This is a genomic window from Plantactinospora sp. CA-294935, from assembly GCF_050936445.1.
In the GTDB taxonomy this organism is placed as follows: domain Bacteria; phylum Actinomycetota; class Actinomycetes; order Mycobacteriales; family Micromonosporaceae; genus Plantactinospora.
In genome coordinates this window covers 5,434,798-5,453,851 of the sequence record NZ_JBNJMU010000001.1, presented here as the reverse complement: position 1 = coordinate 5,453,851, position 19,054 = coordinate 5,434,798, and the positions used below count along the sequence as shown (strand labels likewise).

The window sequence follows — 19,054 nt, the reverse complement described above, 5'->3', positions numbered from 1 at the left end:
GGCGACCTACCAGGTGACCGGAAGCTCGTGGATGCCGTAGGCGAGCGCGTCCGCCTTGAACGACAGTTCCTCGACCGGCACTGCCAGGCGGAGGTCGGGGATGCGGCGCAGCAGCGTGTCGAACACGACCTGCAACTCCAACCGGGCCAGGCTCTGGCCGAGGCACTGGTGCGGGCCGTAGCCGAAGGCCAGGTGGTTGCGGGCGCCGCGCTCGATGTCGAAGGTGTCCGGGTCCTCGAACACCCGTGGGTCGCGGTTGGCCACGTGGGAAAGGGTCAGGACCCCGTCGCCAGCTCTGATGAGCTGATCGCCCAGCTCGACGTCCTCGGTGGCGACCCGGGCCAGCACGTGCTCCGCGATGGTGAAGTAGCGCAGCATCTCCTCGACGGCCGGAGCAGTATTGTCCGGGTCCTCCCGGATCGCCGCCCGAGCCTTCGCGTCCTGGCTCAGCTGCAGCGCACCCAGCGCGATCATGTTCGCTGTGGTCTCGTGCCCTGCCACAAGCAGGAGGAAGGACAAGCCGATCAGGTCCGCGCGATCGACCGCGCCGTTCGCCTCTCGCTGCCGCAGGATCTGGCGGCCCAGCAGGTCGTCGGTGGGGTTCAGTTCCTTCGCCCGGAGCAGCGAGTCGAGGTAGCCGGCGAGTTCCTGCATGGCGTTCTGGGCGTTCTGAGTCTCCACGGGTCGCTCCCCCTGCTTCACGACCATGGCCGAACGGGTCTGGAAGAAGTCGTGGTCCTCGTACGGCACCCCGAGCAGCTCGCAGATCACCAGCGACGGGACCGGCAGGGCCAGTGCCCGGACGAGGTCGACCGGACGCGGTCCGGCCAGCATCGCGTCGATCTGCTCGTCGACGATCTCCTGGATGCGGGGCCTGAGCTCGACCATCCGCCGATGCGTGAACTCACCGAGGACAGCGCGGCGAGCCACGCCGTGCTCCGGTGCGTCCATCGCCAGCATCACCTTGGGCAGGACCGCCCCGGGCTGCTCAGCGAGCTCGCCGTCCTGGGCACCCACCCGGGGGAACTCAGGTCGCGCACGGTCGGAGCTGAATCGGGCATCCGCCAGCACCGTACGGACGTCGCTGTGACGGGCGACCACCCACGCGTCGCTCCCCGAGGGCAGCGTGACCTTGGTGATCGGAGCCTCCTCCTGGAGCCGGACGTGCTCCTTGTGCGGGGCGTACGGGCAAGTACGAGCAATCGGAAAGGCGGCTACCGGTTCTGCGGGCATGGTTCGGTTCCCTCTACTCGGGTAGACAGCGGAGAGTGCATGATCATGTCAAGCCGCGTAACACTGACCGGACCGGTCAACTGACGTCCGTGGCCAGGCTGATGGCGACGACGGCGCCCGAAACGGCGGCGACCGCAGCCGTGTGGGCCCCCACGGCGGATATGGGTTTGCGGACCCACTCGCCGCACTCGGGTGTCGGAGGTATGCGTGGTGGCGGTCGGCTTTCCGAGCCGGTGTTCCCGGCGCGGAAAGCCGAACGCGACCATGGGTGTTGCCCTCTGGGCCTGGGGTGTCAGGCCTTGAGCTGGGCCTGGACTGCCTGGGCGTCGATGAGGTAGTTCATCTCGTAGAAGCGGCCGTCGCGGACCTTGTGGAAGGAGTACTCGGCGAACTCGAGGGTGGCGCCGGTGGGGGCGACTCCGAGCCACTCCTTGGTGTGGGTGCCCTTGTTGTACAGGCGGGCTGCGACGCGGTCTCCGTCGATGGCGACGTCCTGGACGCGCCAGGTGAAGTCGGGGACGGAGTCTCCGTGCGCCTTGAGCTCGGCGATGATGTCGGCGCGGGTGGCCGGCTTGCCGTTCTCGATGAGCTCGTCGTGAACGAACTCGGTCATGCGGTCAAAGTCGTGAGCGTTGAGCGCCTCGATGTAGCGCTCGAAAACCTCGCGCACCTCAGACTCAGACATGGTCATGATGATCTCCCTTTCTCTCCCGGCGGCGCCGGGTGTTGTGCACTTGCGGTGGTGATGGGTCGCGACGTGCTTCGCGGTCTTGGCCGTGGTAGCCATCGCCATGGGGTGGGAACCCCGTCCCACAAGATTCTATTCCTTGTGGTACATAATTCAAGTCGGGCAGGTCGGCACACTTCATCAGACCGCCGCCAGGGTTCGTGAGGCAGCTCCTGGGCAAGGACAGAGCCGCCCCTGTCCCCTGCCGCAATCGGCCTACTGCGCCGTGGCCGAGAGGTTCGGCGCGTATCGCCTTGTGCCGGTGGTTCATACCGCTTCGATCGCGGTGAGGAAGCCGGTCGCGGCGAGGGTGAGCAGGGTGGTCCACAGCACGATCGCGATCACCTGCCAGAGGATGACCCAGCTCTTGCTGACACCCGAGGCGATAAGAGTCGCGGCGGTGAGCTGGGTCGGCAGCGCCAGGGGACCGAGGAGACTCGCCCCGGGGACACCGAACCGCACCAGCCACTGGCGCAGCCGCTTGCGGCCCTTGGCGCGTCGCCCAGAAGTGTCCTCCTCATCCGGAACTTGGCCGGCCGGCTCGTCCAGTGCGAGCGTTGTGCCACCAGGTGTCGGCACTGGACGGCCTGGTCGGCGCCGAGGCAGCGGCACGGCGCTCCCGGCGAGCCAGGGCGGCCGCCCGGACACGGGAGCTGGGCGTGACGTCCAGTACCACACAGATGATGTTGCCTGCCGCGCCCGATATACCGGCTTTCAGCGGGTGGATGCCCGCAAACACACCCAGCGCGGCGGCTCCCTCGCCCTCGATGTACGGAATCGCGCCGGCAAGCGCGACGACCAACGGCTGCACGAACTCTGGCACTCGTGCGACGAGATCCTGGAGCCCCTCATAGGGGTTGAGGTCCGGCATGGGCGTCTCTTTCGCTTGAGCACTGCACGGGGACGAAGCCCCGACGACGGTGGTACGTAACAACAGCGAACTACGCCCCGGCTCGGGTGAATCACTGAACCTTTTTCAACCTGAACCGCGCGGCGCTCACGCACCGCGTCCGACCTTGCGGTCCGCCGGACCGCAAGGGGAGGTTGAAAAAGGTTCACTGATCGGGTGCCCGGCTGGTGGTCGCGCCGTCCGCCATGCGGGCGCGGGCGCTGGGGCTGTGAGTTCCCTTCCCCACCGGCACCACCTTCGTGGCCTTGGGCAGGCCCATGGCCGGCGTCCCGACGAACATGCTCTCGGCCCGCTCGACGATGAAGGTCTCGTGCCACACCCCGACCGCCTCGGGGTGCTTCCTCGCCATCGCGTTGAACCTCGCCCATGCCGGCCGGTGGCTGCGCGAGCCCGCGGAGGCGTAGTCGTAGAGCTTGTCGACCGAGGACCAGTACTGCACGGCGAACGGCCCCCTCCGGTTGAAGAGGAGCTCGTAACCGAGCAGCCCCGAGTCCGGGTCCTCGACAAGCTCACGCATCATCGCCGGCATGGCGAAGAAGACCGGCAACCACAGGTCCGGCCGCCACCACTTGTTGAACGTCATACCGATGTGAAACACCACCAGCTCCCCCTCGTACTGGTGCGTGACCCGGCCTGATACGGCCTTCGCCATGTCTCCTCCTCGATGAGAGCCTTGAGTTATCGGTGATTTCCCTATTGCACCGAGAGGGAAATGCCGGTGATCGGAACGAGCCGTACTGCCGACGCGCCCGCGGCCGTCGTCACGCCCCGGAACGCGCGACGAGGAGCGGGACGAGCAGCGGGGTCGCGTTTGTGAGCGAGGTGTCGTACGCCCCCTCACGCAGGATTTTGGCGATGGCGGACCGCGCCTGTTGGAGACGCTCGACCTCAGCCGAGTGGCCGGCGTCGACCTGTCGCAGCACCTCGGGGGCGAGCGCTCCGTCCGGCCCCAGTTCGACGATCTGCGAGAGTGGGACACCGAGCTCGGCGAGCCGCCGGATACGCAGAAGGCAGGCGAGATGGTGGGCGCCATACTCCTTGTATCCGTTCGGCCGGCGCTGCGGTTGCTCGAGCAGGCCGACCCGGTGGTAGTGCCGGATCGTGTTCACCGTCGTGCCGGCGAGCTCGGCAAGTTCGCGTGTGCTCCAGGCCACGTCGGCCCCCCTTCTGGAACGCGTCGAGCACGTCGACGTCGTGACCGTCGGTTGAAGGTCGGATCGGGCAGGCGGGTCAGCGGTTCGGATCGGCCTGCCCGTTGGAGGCGGTGAGGCCGCCGTCGACCGGGATCTGCGCGCCGTTGACATAGCTCGCCGCGGGACTGGCGAGAAATGCCACGACGGCGGCCACTTCGGCCGGGTCCGCGGGCCGGGCCATCGGAACCCGGTCGTTGTAGCGGGCACGCAGCGGCGTTCCCTCAGCCAGCGCGGCGCGGATCCAGTCGCTGCTAAGCGTGGTCCCGGGGTGGACGGCGTTGACGCGGACTTCGTGGCCGTGGTCCAGGGCCATGGCGTTGGTAAGGTTGGTCACCGCCCCCTTGGTGGCGTTGTAGGCGGCTTGTTGCCAGTCGGCGCGGATGCCCCCGATGGAGCCGATGTTGACGATGGTGCCGCGGACGGCGCGTAGGTGGGGCAGGGCGGCTCGAGAGGCGAAGTAGACCCCGTCGACGTTTACGCTCATCATGGCTCGGTAGCCGGCCTCGTCGAGGCTCTCGACCGTGCCCGGCAGGGCCAGCCCTGCGCAGTTGACCAGCACGTCCAGCCGGCCGAAACGGGCGGTGATCGCGTCCACGACCGCGGTGATCGCTACCAGATCCGACACGTCGCCTGTCCATGGATGCATGGCGGCGTCGGCGGGGCCGGCGGCGATGGCGTTGTGCAGGGTCTGCTTGGTTCGGCCGAGAAATACCGTGGTGTATCCGTCGGCTGCGAAACGGTGGGCGATCGGGGCGCCGAGGCCGCCGCCGGCGCCGGTTATGACGGCTACCCGGCCGTTATTCTGGATGGTCACGACGGCGAACTCTATGAAGACAGGCACGTGCCGGTCTTGGACGTCAGCGTCATCGGTCCGGGACATCGGCGACAGAACTGGAGAGCTATGAGCGGCACGACAGCCGGCGCTTGGCAGTTGGAAGCACGCGGGGACAGGAGACAGTTCGCCGCGGTCGAGCAGAGATGGAGCGCCCTGACCGGCGGCAGCTTCCCGATGCCCGCCTTCACCGCCGCCTCAACGGCTCGGTTCCACCTGCACTTCCATGCCACCCGGGTTCGTGACGTAGCTTTCACCGCCACCGAGACCGCCACGCCCGTGCGCACGGCCCCCTCAGCCGTCCGATACGAGGACCACGTACGCCTGTGGCTCGTCCACCGCGGCTCCTGGGCCCTCGGCGACACCCGCGACAACACGGAGTTGACCATTCCGGCCGGGCGGTTCGCCCTGCGAAACGTCGGACGCCTGGTGCACTACGCCACGCCTCCGCACACCACGGCGCAGGTTTTCGTCCTGCCCGCAGCCACGCTCAGCCCACTGATCCGCGACAGTATGGTGACCGGCGAGATCAGCGCCGCTGAGGTGCGCCTGCTGGCGGCCCACGCTCGCACGGTTCACGAGACGCTTCCCGAGCTGGGGCCAGTCGGGATCGAAGCCGCCCGCTCCACTCTTCTGGAACTGGTCCGGGCGGTGGCCGCGCCTACCTTCAGCGCCACCGACTCGACGCTGGCCCCCGTCCTCGTCCAGGCAGCCCGGGCGCTCGCTGACCGCTTGCTCACTGAGCCCGGCTTATCGTCGGCGGTGCTGGCCCGGGAGCTGGGCGTCTCCGTCCGAACTTTGCAAAGGGCGTTCGCAGCCGAGGGCCAGTCGCTGACCACGCACATCCGCGACCGCCGTCTGCACGAGGCTCGTGCCGCCTTGGCCGACGGCCGCCTGAGCGTTTCGGAGATCGCCGCCCACTGGCAGTTCGCGGACGGCAGTCACCTGAGCCGCCTCTTCAAACGCCGCTACGGCATGTCGCCCACCGAATTCATCCGGGCTGGTGCCGGTCGATTCGAACCCCGGGCTGAGCGGGCGGCCTGAGCCGGGCCGGCCGCTCGACAGCAATGGGGAAGGGCCCGGGTCACCGGGCCCGGACCATTCCTGCCACAACCCGACGTCCCGGAAACCGAGGCCGTGATAGAGCCGGATTCCGGCCGGGACGACTGGAGGGCCGCGTGGCGGGCGCCCCGTTCTCGGGCGTCGAGCAACGACCGCGTCATGACCGCCCGCCCGAGGCCGCGTCACTAAAACTCGTCACAGGTAGTGCCGAAAGAGATGTTCGCGACCGGTCCGGTCATGATCACGAGGACCCACGACTCCCACCGCTCGGTCGCGAACCCGTAGGTGTCCGGCACATCCGCCAGCGCCTCGCGTTCCACACCGCCGCACCAGGCCACGTCAGCCGGTACGACCCGACAGCACCGTCACCACTTGCGCCCTGACGGCCCTTTCCGGCCAGTGTCTGGCGTGGGGTGTGAGGGCCACGGCCGTTTCCCAGGGGCGCTTGGGCCGGCGGAAGTGGTAGACCAGCGCGGGCGGCACGTTGGCCCGTACCGTACGAACGTGCGACGCGGACACTACGAACTCGGACACGAAGCGCCACCGACGCTCCGCGTCGCCACGGCGTTCACCGAACTCGTCCGAGCGATCTGAATCTCGACCGGCCGAAGTTCGACATGTCTACCGACTCGAGAATGCAACAGCCCCAGGACAAGCATTCCCAGGCTCGCGGGCAGGGGTCAAGCACGAATCCGCAGGGTTTGATCATTGTTTGCACAGGTCAGGCCAGTGATGAGGGCTCGAAAACGTGGGGTTGGAGGGGGTCCCATCCGAGCCCCACTCATGATCCAGGGGACATCGCCAATTAGCTATGTCCCCTGGATATTGCTGGTGCGCCGCCAGGGAATCGAACCCCGAACCCGCGGATTAAGAGGCACCCCAGAGCCCGTCCAACTGCCGACGCAAGGCCCGTGGCCGTAGGCCGCGGGCCTTGCGTCGGCAGTAACGGTTCCAACAAGGCCCACGCCTCATCGGTCAGGTCATGTCGCCTCGCGTCACTCACGACCCCGCATCATCCCGAAACACCAGGCCAGGACCACAATCCAAAACATGTTTTAGGCGGTTATCACATGCGTTTTTGTCATGCTCGGCGCGGTGATTGTCGACGGATGTGAGGGGAGGGGGAAACGGCGATCTGCGCCAGCGATGGCACGAGGGTCTGCCTCGGCGGGCTCGTTGGAGTCGGGCGGGTTAGAGACTGCAGCGGGCGTCGTCGGGCGGGGATTCGAGGTCAAGCAGATACGCGTTGACCGCGTCGTCGACGCATTCGCTGCCGCCGAGGAGGTAGGCGCCGTGCTGCTTGCCGTCGACTGTGAGCAGGCTTGCGCCGAGAGCTCGAGCCATCGCGATGCCGCCCTCGTGTGGCGTCGCGGGATCGCCGGTGACTGACACCACGAGAGTCTCGGGAAGGTCCTCGACGTCGGCGAGCCAGGGATCGTCGCCCGTGGGCGGCGCGGGCCACGCCTCGCACTCGCTGTGGTAGTTAGCTGCCGTGAAGACGTCGAGGTCGAACATCGGCGCCACCTCTCCGACCTTGCGCGCCAGCGCGGTGGTTTCCTCGGGCGTCGGGCGGGGCCAGTCCATGCAGCGCACGGCGATGTTCGTGTCGAGGTCGAGCGCGTAGGCGCCGTCCGCGGTGCGGCCGTAGAACGTGTCCCGCAGAGCGAGCATCTCGTCGGCCCGGCCTGCCTCGAGGGCAGTGAGCGCTGCGATGACGTTGGGCCACCTCGCCTGCGAGTACAGCCCGCCGGTGATACCGAGGTAGACGTCCCAGACGCTCACCTCTCTGCCGTCGGCGGTCGACGGCGTCTCGATGAGCGGTCGGACGATCTTCTGCAGGCGATCGTTCGCTGCTGTGCGATCGGTACCGAGTACGCAGTCGGGCGATTCGGCGCAGAACGCGGCGAGGTCGTCGAACCGCGCCTGCAGGCCCGCGAACTGGGAGACGCGGATCTCTTGTGCCGTCAGGTCAGGCGCGATGGCCCCGTCGAGCACGATCGCGCGGACCTTCTCGGGGTAGGTCGCGGCGTACATGGCGCCGAGTTGGGAGCCGTAGCTGTAGCCGAGATAGGTGAGCTTCTTGTCGCCCAGTACCTCTCGCATGATGTCCATGTCACGCACGACGTTCGTCGATCCGGCATTCACCAGGTTCGCGACCCCGCCAGAGCCCTCGGCGCAACGTTTTGCGAGCTCGGCCGCCTGCTCGGCGCTCGTGATGTCGTACACGACGCCGAACCGTAGCGCCGCGCCCGCGTCGTACTCATCGTCGGTGTAGCAGTCGAGGGCCGGGGTGGACGACCCGATCCCCCGAGGATCGAAGCCGACGATGTCGAAGCGCTCGGCGACGGGGCTGGCCTGCCACAGGGGCAGAGTCAACGCGACGAGGTTGGTGCCGGAGCCTCCGGGACCACCCGGGTTGATCAGCAGTGAGCCCTCGGTCTCACCCCTGGCCGGGAGGCGCATGAGCGCGACCTGCGCCCTCTCGCCCTTCGGCACGTCGTAGTCGATCGGTACCTCGACCGAGGCGCACTCGAGCGCGGGGTTCGCGAACAGTTTGGCGTCCGCCGCGCTCGTCGCGGTGTCCTCACACTTGCCCCAGTCGAGCTCTTGCGTGAGGTAGGAGCCGAGGTCCGGATCCGAGTTGGATTCTGGTGGTGGAGAAGTGAGTGTGCAGCCGGTGAGCAAGAGGACTGCCGACGTGGCGGCGGCGAGCACGGTCGTGAAGTGCCGAGATCGATTCGGGGGTCGGAGATGTGATCCCATGTGTTCTTCCTTTGTTGAGCCGCAGTTGTGTACGAGGCGCGGCGGTGTGTGACGGGGTGTTCTTGGCTAAGTGCACTGAGACGCTCGATTACCGAGGAACCTTGTCCGGATGGAGCGGTGGCGTCAGCTTTCGATCCCATCCGTCTCGGCGTCCAGGAGCCGGTGATGTCGGAAGGTGAGTGCCCGCTCGATCCCCGCGAGGGTCGCGGCGATGGTCAGCGCCGTGTTCGCCGATGCCGGCAGGTTGATGGGCGAGACGAACGGCGTGAAGCGATCAGCCCAGAGCGGCAGGTGGGTGACCACCTCGAGCAGCTGCGGCGCGAGCAGGATCAGGTTGGCCGCCAGCACGATCACGGCACCGGCGGCCAAGGCTCGCGCAGTTCCCGGGCGCCGCCGGGAGAGTTGAGCTCGCCAGTGCTCGGGCGTCCCAGGCGCGGGATCGAGACGTCGTTGGCTGCCGTTCGCGCTGATCAGGTGAATCCGCTGCATGCCGTACCTGCTCGCGGCGACCTCGATGCTGTTTGATCCGAGCGGGAACCGGACCGGCATGTCGGCGGTCTGCACGTGGCGGTCGTTCCGGTAGAGCGACGCCCGGCCCGACATGTGATCGACATCGACCGTCGCCGTCGACGCATCGGGCAGGTCGACGGCGAATCGTGTGCGCTCGAGCGAGAGGGAGGGGCGGAACGGTGGCAATGGTGAACCAGGCTCTGGAGCGGGCGTCGACCACGCCCCCGCATAGCCGTCGAGGTCTTCGAGGCCTTCGAGGCCGTAAGGGTCCTCGCCCGTCGAGCCGGTCCGGGGGTCGTACCAGCCCTTCATGCCCTGCCCTGTCCGGAGCCGTAACGGGAAGGAGGACCGCCTCCAAGTGTTTCTAGCATGCCCATGCCAGACAAATTAGCATGCTGATGCTAAAGATTGCTATGATCGGGCCATGCCCAAACGAGTCGACCCGGATGTCCGCCGGGAGCAGGTCGCCGACGCCGTGATCGATGAGATCGCCGCGCATGGGCTGCGCTCGGTGACCCTCGCCCGGATCGCCGCTCGCACCGGCCTGGCCATCGGGAGCATCCGGTACTACTTCGGAGACACCGTCCGCGAAGTCATGCGCTTCACCCTGAGCGTGCTCATGCAGCGCATCGTGCGACGCGCGGTGACGATGTCCGACGACCCGGTGGCACGGATCACTGACGTCATCGCCTTTGCCGCGCCGACCAACGATCAGGAGCACCGGGAGCACATCGCCTTCGTCGAGTACCGCGTCATCGCGCGCACGGAACCGGAGCTTGCGGCCGACATCGCTGCGACATCTCTTGAGGGCGCAAAAGTGATCCGCTCGCTGCTGCGCGACGCGCTGGCCGACCGCATAATCGACGAGGAGGCGCTGAACCGCGAAGCGCTCCTGCTGTTCGCCCTGGTTGAGGGCTTCTCGTTCAGTTCGGCGCTGCTCTCTGCCCCACTGCGCGAGATGGACGTCCGTGCCATCGCGACCGCCACCCTGCACCGAATGATCGACGCCTATCCGCCCTCCGGAGAGACTGCTGAGCAAACGGCCGACTAGCCGACGGTTGCCCAGAGAACACGGGCCTAGCGGTGGTTTGTCACCTTTATGGGGGCAAATTGAGGTTGAGGGCGTGGCCGTTTGCGACGGCGTTGAGGAGTTGCTGGAGTTCGCGGGGTGGTGGCTGGTCCGTCCATGCTTGCCACCAGCGGTGCAGCAGGCGCCAGGGGGTGAGCCAGGCGCGGACGGCGCGTACGGCTTCAGGCCAGCTGGGGTGTCCGGTGGGTGGGCCCCCTCTCTCCGGAGTCGTCGTCTGACGGGTCCGGAGGGGTCGCGTTGGGCTCGTTTGTGGTTGGTGGGTCGAACCAGGTGTCCCAGCAGAACGAGAATGCGCAGTGAACGAGGGTTTGGTGGCGGCGGATCGCGATGGCGGAGCGGACTTGGAAGTCGGCCCAGCCGAGTTCGTCTTTGACCTGTTTGTAGCTTTGCTCGATCCAGTGCCGGATGCCGTAGAGCCGTACGACCTCGGTCAGGCCGGCCGGCTCGTGTGCCGCGTCTGGGATGTCGTGGGGGCCGCCGGGCCGGGGCAGGTTGGTGGCCAGGTACCAGGTGGCCTTGTCCGGCAGGGTCTGCGGGTCGGTGGTCGCGATCACCAGGCGGGCGTGCCCGTCGGGTCCCCACCAGCCTAGTGCCGCATCAAGCAACGTTTGCCCTGCCTATACGGTCAGCGCATGGATGCCGCTCCCCAGCCGACCCTTGACGAGATCGAAAGCCGTCTTGTTGGGCTTGTCGGGGGTCGGCTGAGCCGGGACGAGGTCGACCGCTGGGCCGCCCGGTGGGTGACGCAGGACGGCCTTGGCTGGGATGACCTCTCCTGGTGGGCGCTGAACCTCCTGTACGGAATTGATCTCCCTGCCGGTGAGGGCTGCGGTTACCTGCACGACGACGATCAGGTACGGCTCTGGCTCGCTGAGCTGAGGAAACGCCGGGCGGCGTGACACGGCCGAAGCCGGCGTCCCAGAGGCCCCGGTCGCTGTCAAGCTGTGCGGATGGCCGAGCGAGTGCGGGTACGGGAGATCGATGACGACGAGGGCCGAAGATTGCTGCGGATCATCCGCAGGGGCACAGGTTCGGTGGTGACCTGGCGACGGGCACAGATGGTGTTGCTGTCCGCGCAAGGTATGTCCGTGGGGAAAATCGCCGAGGTGACGTTCACCAGTCCCGACCGGATCCGAGACGTCATCCACAACTTCAACGCCGACAGCTTCGACTCCCTCTATCCCAAGTACAAGGGCGGCCGCCCCAGGACGTTCACCCTGCCCGAGCGGCGCGAGATCAGGAAGATCGCCAAGTCCACGCCGGCCGAGCATGGCCTGCCCTTCTCGACCTGGAGCCTGGCCGATCTGGCCGACTTCATGGTCGCCGAGGGGGTGGTCGACGACATCAGCCACGAGGGCCTGCGCATCCTGCTCCGCGAGGAAGGCGTCTCCTTTTCAACGGTTGAAGACCTGGAAGACCTCCCGCGATCCCGACTACGCCACGAAGAAAGCCCGGGTCGAGCACCTCTACCCGATCGCCGACCGCGAGGTCATACCCGAGCCCGGCGAGCCGGACGTCGTCTTCTGCCTGGACGAGTTCGGCCCGCTCAACCTCCAGCCCCATCCGGGACGGCAGTGGGCCGAGCGCGGCGGCAAGCACAAGGATCCCAACCGGGAGCCCAGGCCCCGCCGACGCGCCACCTACACCCGGCCACACGGGATCCGACACCTGTTCGCTGCCTACGACCTGGACAAGGACAAGCTCTACGGTCACATCAAGAAGACCAAGGACCGCTCGAAGTTCCTCGAGTTCTGCCGCTACCTGCGCAGCCTCTACTCAGCTGACGTGCGCATTGCGATCGTGTGCGACAACTACTCCCCGCACCTGACCACCAAGCGATGCCGCCGGGTAGCGAACTGGGCCGAGGCCAACAACACCGAGATCGCCTACACCCCCACCAACAGCTCCTGGCTCAACCGGATCGAGGCTCAGTTCACGGCCCTGCGCTACTTCACCCTCGACGGCACGAACGCCAAGACAGCAGCCGCAAAGAAGAACGTGGACGACTCCGGGCGATGGTGGCTGAGCTTCGGCTCGTTCTGGTCCGGAATCAAGCTGATCGCGCTGAACCCCTCCACCGGCAAGCGGCCCGACACGACGATACGCAGCATCGCCGGCCGCAACGGCGGAGCCATCGAGGCGCCATACATGTTCAAGCATGGCTCCTACTACTACCTGTGGGTGTCGTTCGACCGCTGCTGCCAGGGCGCCTCCAGCACATACCGGATCATGGTCGGCCGGTCGACGAGCCCGACGGGTCCGTTCGTGGACCGCAACGGCACCGCCATGACGGCTGGTGGCGGCACTCAGATCCTGGCCGGCCACGGCAGCATCCACGGGCCCGGCCACCAGGCGGTGTTCGCCGACACCGACAGTGAGGTGCTCGTCTACCACTACTACGCCAACAACGGCGCCTCGTTCCTCGGGATCAACCTGATCGGCTACGACTCCGCCGGTTGGCCGTTCGTCTACTGACCGACCACTCCGGGGCGCTCGCCTTCCGACGAGCGCCCCAGACCATCCGCCGACCTCGACGACTGGCAGACCGAGGCGCGCCGAGGCCACGGCCCGAGGGCGCCCGCACAAAGTGCGCCGCAGCGGTAAGGGCACGAGGACTTCCGACCCGGCAGCCGTGCCCCAGTTGTAGTTGTCCGGGCACAGGCCACTATGCCGATTGGCGATCTGGGCGTATCCGTCGGCCACCCGCGTGCCGGTCCAGCGAGGTCGAGAGCCGGTCCCAAGGCGAGTTCCTGCCACTGGCCGGTGGAGAGTTCCTCGCCGTCGCAGATTCCGGCCAAAGAAGAGGCAGGAGGAGGAGCGGTCTCGTGGGCGGCCCCGGCACCAGGTCGGGGTTTGTCCCTGACGAACTGGTCGATGATCGGCTGGTTGCCGATCAGGTCCCCAATCCCGTCCAGGACGTTCAGCTCGATCGGCTGGGTCGGCCGACCGACCAGGGCCGGCGCCCCGTCTTTCCTTGCCGACGGCCACGAGTGGCGGTCGGACGGCAGCGAGACAAGGGAGAGAGGCACTGATCCGCGTGGTCCGGGTTCCGCGCCAGGACATCGCGCCACCGCAGGCACCGGGCCGCCGGCGGTCCGACACGGCGAGCGTAGGCCGGAGCCCGGCCGGTCAAGCGTGGCTGACCGACCGGGCTCCGGTGTGAGGTCGCCCTGTCGCGTCAGCGGCGCTCGAGCCCTGCGAGCGCCTCCTGCAGGTTCTGCACCGCGGCGTCGACCCGGGCCTGGTCGGCCGCGTCGTCGTCTGCGACGGGGACCGCCGCCGTGCGTGCGGCCACGAGTGCCGTCCACGACTCGGCCGTCCAGTCGTCCTGGTCGAGGTCGGCTGTCTCGTCCAGGTACAGGTCGAGCGCGGTCTTGTCAACGGTACTGGTGACGAGCTGCACCTCGGCGATGTTGGTGTTGCCGGTCGTGGAAACCAGCCGCAGGGCGGTCGTGTCCGACGCCGACGTCAGGGCCAGCTGGTTCCACCCTTCCTTGGCGCCGGTGAACGTGGCCAGATCCTGCCAGCTTCCGCCGCCGTCCGCGGAGCCCTGCAGCCGCATGCCCTCGGCCCGGCCGGCGTGGCCGGATCGCGGCAGGTAGCGGACGGCCTCCACGTGCAGGGTGGTGCCGTCCGGCGGCACGACGCTGACCCATCCTGCGGCCTGTTGGGTGTCGGTGAAGGTCGCTGGGTCGCCGTCGAACATCGCCCAGCCGTTGGCTGCGGCGTCCTTCGTGCCGTCCCACGACGGGGTGCTGGCGGTGACCCAGGACCGGTCGACGTCGGCCGTCTAGTACGGCGGCGGCGCGAGCAGGTCCCAGGCCGCCAGAACCCGGACGGCGAGCGCCCGGGTGTCGGCACCGGGTTCGGCTGCCGCGGCACGGACGGCGTCGATCTCGCGGGTGAACAGGACGGCGGACGCCCGGGAGTACCCCGACAGGTCCGGTGCCGTCGCCTCGTCGAGCAGGCTGTCCAGGTCGGCCTCGCGTCGGTGGCCGTCGATCCGCAGGTCGGCCATGGAGAAGATCGCGCCGGTCGGCTCGTCGGCCTGCAGCTTGAGGTACCGGAACCACTGGTCGCGGGTCTGCGCCCGGACCGGGATCGTCTCGATCTCCACGTCGCTCCCCTCCGTGGGGCGCTCGGTGAGCAGGGTCCACGTGGCACCGTCGTTCGAGCCGTAGGCGTTGGCGCCGTGGGAGCGGTCGGGGAAGGTGTCGCGAGCCAGCCAGCCGACCGCGTCGGCCCGGTAGCGGTAGCCGGCACCGAAGTCGAGCAGCACGCTCGGGCGGCGGATGTCGCCCCAGAACGTCTGGTTGTCGCCGTCGACGATCGCGGCGAGCGCGGCCGCCGAGAGGTCCGGCGACGTGACGATCCGCGAGTAGTCGAGCGTCCCGTCGGCCAGGCGCGGCTCGAGCAGCTCGAGGCCGGCGACGGCGACCCGCAGGTCCTCCAGCAACGCGCCGAACTGTGCCGAGTCCGTGCCGGCGACGGCGGCCTCGGCCGCGGCGCGGGCCTCCGCGACCGGTTGCCAGGTCGTCGTGGTGTACACCTCGCGGTCCTGCAGGTCCTCCGTCAGGGCGTCGATCGCCGCCGGACGGTTGCGGGCGACGGTGACGGTCACTGGCAGGGTGGTGTCGGCCTTGTCATCGGACGCGACGACGAGGAACTCGGACATCCCCCGCTCCTTGCCCTTGCCGCGCGGGAGCCACGTCAGCATCCCGTCCGGGGCGAGCCGGACGCCGTTCGGCGCTCCCTGCAGGCTGAGTTCGTACGTGCCGTCGGGGTCGCTGACGGCAATCTGTCGGCGGTAGGGTTCCCCGGCGACGGCGACGACGTCGAGTGCCGCGCCGTCGCCGAGCACCGGCGGGCTAAGGGTGCCGTTGGCGTCGGCGAGCAGGGCAGCGACGTCGATGTGGGCGTGGGACCCCTGGGCCGTGAGGTAGACAATGTTGTCGCCGATGCGCGGCACCTTCGCGGTGGAGACGTCCATCCAGACGTAGCGCCACCGCCCGTGGGTGTCCGGGACCTCGATCGTGGCAAACGGCTCGTCGCCCGAGGTGCGGGCTGCCTGGAGCGTGGCGACGCCGTTGGTCCGGACCTTCAGGCCGACCAGCGCGGTACGGGAGCGGTCCGGCCAGACGGCGCGGCGCACGGCGACCGTCGCGTCAGACTTCTGCGCCTTGAGCCGGACGAACCCCGTCCCGTCGCGGTCGGTGAGGTGCTTGGCGCCCTTGCCGAGCGTGTGACCGAACTGCTGCAGGCCCAGCTCGGGCCCGACCGCCGCCGGGACGGTGACGTCCTGCTCGGCGAGCTGGGGCGGGAACGCGACCCAGTACTCGGCACCGGTGAAGTCGGAGCCGGACTCGTTCCAGAAGTTGGCCAGGCTCGACCCGGAGTAGTACAGCGGGCCGTCGCGGTGGGTGTACGCCTCGGCGACGAACGGCGCCTCGCGCTCGACGTCGACGCCCGCCACGTACTCGTACTGCAGGTACAGCTCGGACATCGGCTCGCGCACGCGCCCGCGATAGCCCTGGGCGAGCTTGCCCTGCCCGCCGGACGTGTCGACCCAGGGCAGATCCTCGCCCATCATGAACGCGTAGAACACGTCGCCGCCGGCCAGGATCCGGTTCCCGAGGAACTCGTACGGGCTGACGGCGTCCGCTGCGGTCGACACGGTGCCGTGGACCGGGTGCAGCCGCGTGCCCTGGTTGTTCACCACGCGGGCGATCGCGGTCAGCAGGTCGATGTCGCCCTCGGCGTGCGCCTGGTCGCGCCCCATCTCCATCACCTGGACGAAGTCCTTGCCCGTGGTGTTGCCCGGGTCGTCGGCGTCGATGATTCGCACGAGGTCGGCCAGGGAGCCGCTGACGTCGCCGCCGTTGATCGGGATCTCCGGAGTGTACGTGGAGTTCACCGTGAACCACTCGACGCGCTCGGCGTACAGGTCGGCGTCGTCGGTGAAGATCGCGGCGGCGATCATGCCAATTACGCCGTACAGGTGCTGGTTCCACAGCCGGTTCTGCGAGAACAGGAACGTGTCCAGCACGGGGTGGATTAGGTTGTCCTCGATCCGCTGGGTGTCACGGTCGGTCCAGCGCAGGTCGTAGCCGTCCAGGGAGCCGTGCGCGGGTTCGGTCGACCGGAGGATCTCGGCGGCGACGAGCGTCTGGTACAGCGGCACCCCGGTGTGGATGTGCGCGTCGGCAAAGTACTGGTACCGAGTCGGGTCCAGGCTGCTCCAGGTGCGGACCACGTGCAGGGCGTTGGCCCGGTAGACCTCGTCCCCGGTCACCAGGTACAGCAGCGCCTGCGTCATCGCGCCGATGCTGTCGGTGTGCTGCCGCGAGCGCATGCTCGCGTTGTCGTACGCGGTGGCGGTCGGTGTCTCGTCGGTCGGCCCCTGGATGGAGGCGCGGAAGTCGACGGCGGCGTACCGCGTCTGCCGCATCGCGTCGTAGTAGCTCGCCCACGGCTCCACGCCCGCGAGCACCTGGGTCCGCATGTTCTCCAGGTTGTCAGCCGTCAGTCCGACACCGGGGTGGGAGAACCCGGCCTCGCCGGTGGTCCGGTGAATCTCGACCATGTCTGCGGCAGCCGGGGCGACGGCGGCCGGCGGCGGTCCGGCGGCGGCCGACGACGGCACCACCAGCCCGCCGAGGGTCACGACCGCCGCGGCGATCCGGGCCTTACTGGCTTGCTTCATCGCACAGTCCTCTCTCGGCCGACGTCGAGTCCACGTCGTCGCGACGGCGGAACCGGTCCATGCCATTCACCCCGCTGCGCTGTCCCGCCTCCTCGGCGGTAGGTGACCCGCAGCCGGGCCGACAGCGGGGCGGGGAGTTCGACGAACGAACCGGCCGCCACTGCCGGCCCGGCCGAGGCCGGGAGTGTCCGACGCTTCAACGTCGTGCTTGGTTGTCTCCGAACTGGATGACCGGTTATTTGGCGTACATGAGAGTGCCGAAACCGAGCTCGTCGTAGCCGCCACTGTTTGGGCCGTAGTCACCGCCGCCGCCCTCGGGGGCGGCAAGGTCGTAATACATGGCGGAGATGTACCTGTCGTCGAGGTACAGCCGACGGTTGTAGTGGAAGTGCAGTCGGGCCCACACCGGCCGGACCTGCCCACGCGATGCCGAGGAGATAACCCTCTGCGTCACCCCTTCACAGTTCGCGTACGTTGTATAGGGAACGGCCATCCCCAGGTTGTACTTCGCGACGTACTGTGCGGCTTTCATGAAGCGGCGGCCGTCGTACGAGTAGAGATCGTCGCCCTGGTTCCAGGCCATCTCGCAGATGGCGCCCATCAGACCCATGCCCATGATGGAGTGAGCCTGATCGCGACCGGACTCCTGCCATTGACCAAGGTCGAAACCGTCCACATCGGAATATAGGAACGGGACTGCGTGCCGGATCGCGCCGCTGCCCAGGCCCTGCTTGAAATAGGTCACGGCTTCGTCGTACCTGGCGCCGTCGTCGGTGAGGATTCCGATGGCCATGAGCGAGGCCATGTTGCACAGATCCCAGTTCGCCCAGTAGTGGGAGTCGCAGGTGTCGTTGTGGCGCACGAGGAAGTCGTGGTTCCACACGGCGAAGACGTCCGCCATCATGTCCTGGAAGCGCCCAAGGTCGAAGCCGTCGTAGCCACGCATCAGTTCGGCGACGTTGGCGAACTGCCAGCCGTAGATGCCGAGGGCCAGGTACCGGTTCGAGTCACCATCGATGTAGGTGAGCCTGTCTGACCAGGCGTTCAGGATGTCCCGCGCTGTGTCGCCGTTCGCGCGCGTCCCAGCGACCCTCCAGCGCAAGGCGTTCTGGTAGGCGGCGGCGATGTCGTTGTAGAGGATCCCGTAATTCCCGCCGGTCGCGCTGCGGACGATCGTCTCCTGCGGGTTCGGCCGCCAGCCGCTGGACGAATGTGAATTGGCGGTCAGCCGGTTCCAGCCGGACAGCCACGGATCGTCGCCCGCGGCGACCCGCGCCTTGGCCCGGTTGATGTCACCCCAGTTGTGCAGCATACCGGGATGGGTGAACGTGGGCGGTGCGGCGCTCGCTGTCTTCTCTCCGAGCACTCCGGCGGCGATTCCGGCTGCGGCGATACCAACCGCACCGTGCAGGACATTCCGGCGACTGATTCGGTTTGGGTCATGACTCATTGCATGCCTCCATTCGCGTATCGGCGGAACATGAGGTTGTGCCCGTGCTCGTTCGCGTACAGGGGAACGAAATCCGACGTGAGATACCAGTACGGTTTCTGCATGATTGAGCTCGCCATTGGTGACCAGGTTGTCTAAGGTGACGTCGGTGATCGTGCGGTCCTCGTCGTAACCGACCAGGATCGACAGGTTGGCGTGCGTGCCGTCATGACTCAGATTCTTGCCATACACATATACATCGTTGAATGTCATGACCGGATCGCCGTCGGACATCGCCCGGCCGTTGGCGCTGTGTCCTTCGTGCCGTCCCACGGCGGGGTGCTGGCGGTGACCCAGGACCGGTCGACGTCGGCCGTCTGGTATGGCGGCGGCGCGAGCAGGTCCCAGGCCGCCAGAACCCGGACGGCGAGCGCCCGGGTGTCGGCACCGGGTTCGGCTGCCGCGGCACGGACGACGTCGATCTCGCGGGTGAACAGGACAGCGGACGCCCGGGAACAGTCGGACATGTCCTGTGCAGCGGCCTCGTCGAGCAAGCCGTCCAGGTCGGCCGCGATCCAGGCCTTACTGACTTCGCTTCATCT

At 67.9% G+C, this 19,054-nt stretch carries 19 protein-coding genes and 1 pseudogene; 5 read left to right on the top strand and 15 right to left on the bottom strand.

The features are described 5' to 3' along the window. Window positions 1-6: 6 nt before the first annotated feature. The 7 genes from ACQEVC_RS24405 to ACQEVC_RS24375 form a co-directional block, all read right to left on the bottom strand. Window positions 7-1,233, bottom strand: a complete 1,227-nt coding sequence (locus ACQEVC_RS24405) for a cytochrome P450 (RefSeq protein ID WP_432881528.1) — start codon at window positions 1,231-1,233, stop codon at window positions 7-9. A 292-nt stretch (window positions 1,234-1,525) separates the two neighbouring features. Then, a complete protein-coding gene (locus tag ACQEVC_RS24400; protein ID WP_432881525.1) occupies window positions 1,526-1,924 on the bottom strand; it encodes an ester cyclase in 399 nt (132 codons plus the stop codon). A 303-nt stretch (window positions 1,925-2,227) separates the two neighbouring features. Next, entirely contained in the window at window positions 2,228-2,422 is a 195-nt protein-coding gene (locus tag ACQEVC_RS24395) for a hypothetical protein (RefSeq protein WP_432881523.1), read from the bottom strand. Between the two features lie 55 nt (window positions 2,423-2,477). Continuing rightward, entirely contained in the window at window positions 2,478-2,831 is a 354-nt protein-coding gene (locus tag ACQEVC_RS24390) for a hypothetical protein (protein ID WP_432881520.1), read from the bottom strand. Between the two features lie 184 nt (window positions 2,832-3,015). Continuing rightward, on the bottom strand, window positions 3,016-3,522 hold the full coding sequence (locus tag ACQEVC_RS24385; RefSeq protein ID WP_432881517.1) for a DUF4188 domain-containing protein: 507 nt from the start codon (window positions 3,520-3,522) through the stop codon (window positions 3,016-3,018). A 109-nt stretch (window positions 3,523-3,631) separates the two neighbouring features. After that, the gene (locus ACQEVC_RS24380; RefSeq protein WP_432881515.1) at window positions 3,632-4,024 is read right to left on the bottom strand and encodes a MerR family transcriptional regulator; all 393 of its coding nucleotides are present in this window, start codon (window positions 4,022-4,024) and stop codon (window positions 3,632-3,634) included. A gap of 76 nt (window positions 4,025-4,100) precedes the next feature. Then, window positions 4,101-4,877 (bottom strand): SDR family NAD(P)-dependent oxidoreductase, encoded by a 777-nt coding sequence (locus ACQEVC_RS24375; RefSeq protein ID WP_432881512.1) that lies wholly within the window; start codon window positions 4,875-4,877, stop codon window positions 4,101-4,103. 87 nt (window positions 4,878-4,964) lie between these two features. Between ACQEVC_RS24375 and ACQEVC_RS24370 the strand changes: the two genes are divergently transcribed. Continuing rightward, window positions 4,965-5,939, top strand: coding sequence for a helix-turn-helix transcriptional regulator (locus tag ACQEVC_RS24370; RefSeq protein ID WP_432881510.1), 975 nt, complete (start codon window positions 4,965-4,967; stop codon window positions 5,937-5,939). 203 nt (window positions 5,940-6,142) lie between these two features. Here the strand turns inward: ACQEVC_RS24370 and ACQEVC_RS24365 are convergent, their stop codons facing one another. The 3 genes from ACQEVC_RS24365 to ACQEVC_RS24355 form a co-directional block, all read right to left on the bottom strand. Then, entirely contained in the window at window positions 6,143-6,277 is a 135-nt protein-coding gene (locus ACQEVC_RS24365; protein WP_432881508.1) for a hypothetical protein, read from the bottom strand. An 871-nt stretch (window positions 6,278-7,148) separates the two neighbouring features. Further along, window positions 7,149-8,672: an alpha/beta hydrolase gene (locus ACQEVC_RS24360; protein ID WP_432881505.1), complete on the bottom strand. Its 1,524-nt coding sequence runs from the start codon at window positions 8,670-8,672 to the stop codon at window positions 7,149-7,151. 171 nt (window positions 8,673-8,843) lie between these two features. Beyond that, on the bottom strand, window positions 8,844-9,542 hold the full coding sequence (locus ACQEVC_RS24355) for a hypothetical protein (RefSeq protein WP_432881502.1): 699 nt from the start codon (window positions 9,540-9,542) through the stop codon (window positions 8,844-8,846). A 112-nt stretch (window positions 9,543-9,654) separates the two neighbouring features. Here ACQEVC_RS24355 and ACQEVC_RS24350 point away from each other — a divergent pair, with 112 nt between their 5' ends. Then, a complete protein-coding gene (locus tag ACQEVC_RS24350) occupies window positions 9,655-10,281 on the top strand; it encodes a TetR/AcrR family transcriptional regulator (RefSeq protein WP_432881500.1) in 627 nt (208 codons plus the stop codon). 200 nt (window positions 10,282-10,481) lie between these two features. Here the strand turns inward: ACQEVC_RS24350 and ACQEVC_RS24345 are convergent, their stop codons facing one another. Next, window positions 10,482-10,874 (bottom strand): hypothetical protein, encoded by a 393-nt coding sequence (locus ACQEVC_RS24345; protein WP_432881498.1) that lies wholly within the window; start codon window positions 10,872-10,874, stop codon window positions 10,482-10,484. A 78-nt stretch (window positions 10,875-10,952) separates the two neighbouring features. Here ACQEVC_RS24345 and ACQEVC_RS24340 point away from each other — a divergent pair, with 78 nt between their 5' ends. The 3 genes and pseudogenes from ACQEVC_RS24340 to ACQEVC_RS24330 all read left to right on the top strand — a co-directional run bounded on the left by ACQEVC_RS24340 (window position 10,953) and on the right by ACQEVC_RS24330 (window position 12,795). Beyond that, window positions 10,953-11,219 (top strand): hypothetical protein, encoded by a 267-nt coding sequence (locus ACQEVC_RS24340; protein ID WP_432881495.1) that lies wholly within the window; start codon window positions 10,953-10,955, stop codon window positions 11,217-11,219. A 51-nt stretch (window positions 11,220-11,270) separates the two neighbouring features. Next, window positions 11,271-11,630: pseudogene (locus ACQEVC_RS24335) on the top strand (helix-turn-helix domain-containing protein); the annotation flags it as partial. 91 nt (window positions 11,631-11,721) lie between these two features. Continuing rightward, window positions 11,722-12,795, top strand: a complete 1,074-nt coding sequence (locus tag ACQEVC_RS24330) for a family 43 glycosylhydrolase (RefSeq protein ID WP_432881492.1) — start codon at window positions 11,722-11,724, stop codon at window positions 12,793-12,795. 703 nt (window positions 12,796-13,498) lie between these two features. On the opposite strand, the gene ACQEVC_RS24325 is transcribed toward ACQEVC_RS24330, so the two are convergent. From ACQEVC_RS24325 to ACQEVC_RS24310, 4 genes are all read right to left on the bottom strand, one after another. Further along, entirely contained in the window at window positions 13,499-14,026 is a 528-nt protein-coding gene (locus tag ACQEVC_RS24325; protein WP_432881489.1) for a hypothetical protein, read from the bottom strand. A gap of 84 nt (window positions 14,027-14,110) precedes the next feature. Beyond that, window positions 14,111-17,023 (bottom strand): hypothetical protein, encoded by a 2,913-nt coding sequence (locus ACQEVC_RS24320; RefSeq protein WP_432881488.1) that lies wholly within the window; start codon window positions 17,021-17,023, stop codon window positions 14,111-14,113. A 235-nt stretch (window positions 17,024-17,258) separates the two neighbouring features. After that, complete coding sequence (locus ACQEVC_RS24315; RefSeq protein WP_432881485.1) at window positions 17,259-18,746, bottom strand: alginate lyase family protein; 1,488 nt, start codon at window positions 18,744-18,746, stop codon at window positions 17,259-17,261. Continuing rightward, window positions 18,722-18,979: a hypothetical protein gene (locus ACQEVC_RS24310; RefSeq protein WP_432881482.1), complete on the bottom strand. Its 258-nt coding sequence runs from the start codon at window positions 18,977-18,979 to the stop codon at window positions 18,722-18,724. Before ACQEVC_RS24310 ends, ACQEVC_RS24315 begins: the two co-directional genes overlap by 25 nt. Window positions 18,980-19,054: the final 75 nt, after the last annotated feature.

What these genes read in the sequence shown, in the direction of transcription:
- ACQEVC_RS24320 (WP_432881488.1), bottom strand. Translation starts at nt 17,023, where the DNA reads ATGAAGCAAGCCAGTAAGGCCCGGATCGCCGCGGCGGTCGTGACCCTC.
- ACQEVC_RS24355 (WP_432881502.1), bottom strand. Translation starts at nt 9,542, where the DNA reads ATGAAGGGCTGGTACGACCCCCGGACCGGCTCGACGGGCGAGGACCCT.
- ACQEVC_RS24315 (WP_432881485.1), bottom strand. Translation starts at nt 18,746, where the DNA reads ATGTCCGACGGCGATCCGGTCATGACATTCAACGATGTATATGTGTAT.
- ACQEVC_RS24385 (WP_432881517.1), bottom strand. Translation starts at nt 3,522, where the DNA reads ATGGCGAAGGCCGTATCAGGCCGGGTCACGCACCAGTACGAGGGGGAG.
- ACQEVC_RS24310 (WP_432881482.1), bottom strand. Translation starts at nt 18,979, where the DNA reads ATGTCCGACTGTTCCCGGGCGTCCGCTGTCCTGTTCACCCGCGAGATC.
- ACQEVC_RS24400 (WP_432881525.1), bottom strand. Translation starts at nt 1,924, where the DNA reads ATGACCATGTCTGAGTCTGAGGTGCGCGAGGTTTTCGAGCGCTACATC.
- ACQEVC_RS24390 (WP_432881520.1), bottom strand. Translation starts at nt 2,831, where the DNA reads ATGCCGGACCTCAACCCCTATGAGGGGCTCCAGGATCTCGTCGCACGA.
- ACQEVC_RS24340 (WP_432881495.1), top strand. Translation starts at nt 10,953, where the DNA reads ATGGATGCCGCTCCCCAGCCGACCCTTGACGAGATCGAAAGCCGTCTT.
- ACQEVC_RS24405 (WP_432881528.1), bottom strand. Translation starts at nt 1,233, where the DNA reads ATGCCCGCAGAACCGGTAGCCGCCTTTCCGATTGCTCGTACTTGCCCG.
- ACQEVC_RS24370 (WP_432881510.1), top strand. Translation starts at nt 4,965, where the DNA reads ATGAGCGGCACGACAGCCGGCGCTTGGCAGTTGGAAGCACGCGGGGAC.
- ACQEVC_RS24325 (WP_432881489.1), bottom strand. Translation starts at nt 14,026, where the DNA reads ATGTTCGACGGCGACCCAGCGACCTTCACCGACACCCAACAGGCCGCA.
- ACQEVC_RS24350 (WP_432881500.1), top strand. Translation starts at nt 9,655, where the DNA reads ATGCCCAAACGAGTCGACCCGGATGTCCGCCGGGAGCAGGTCGCCGAC.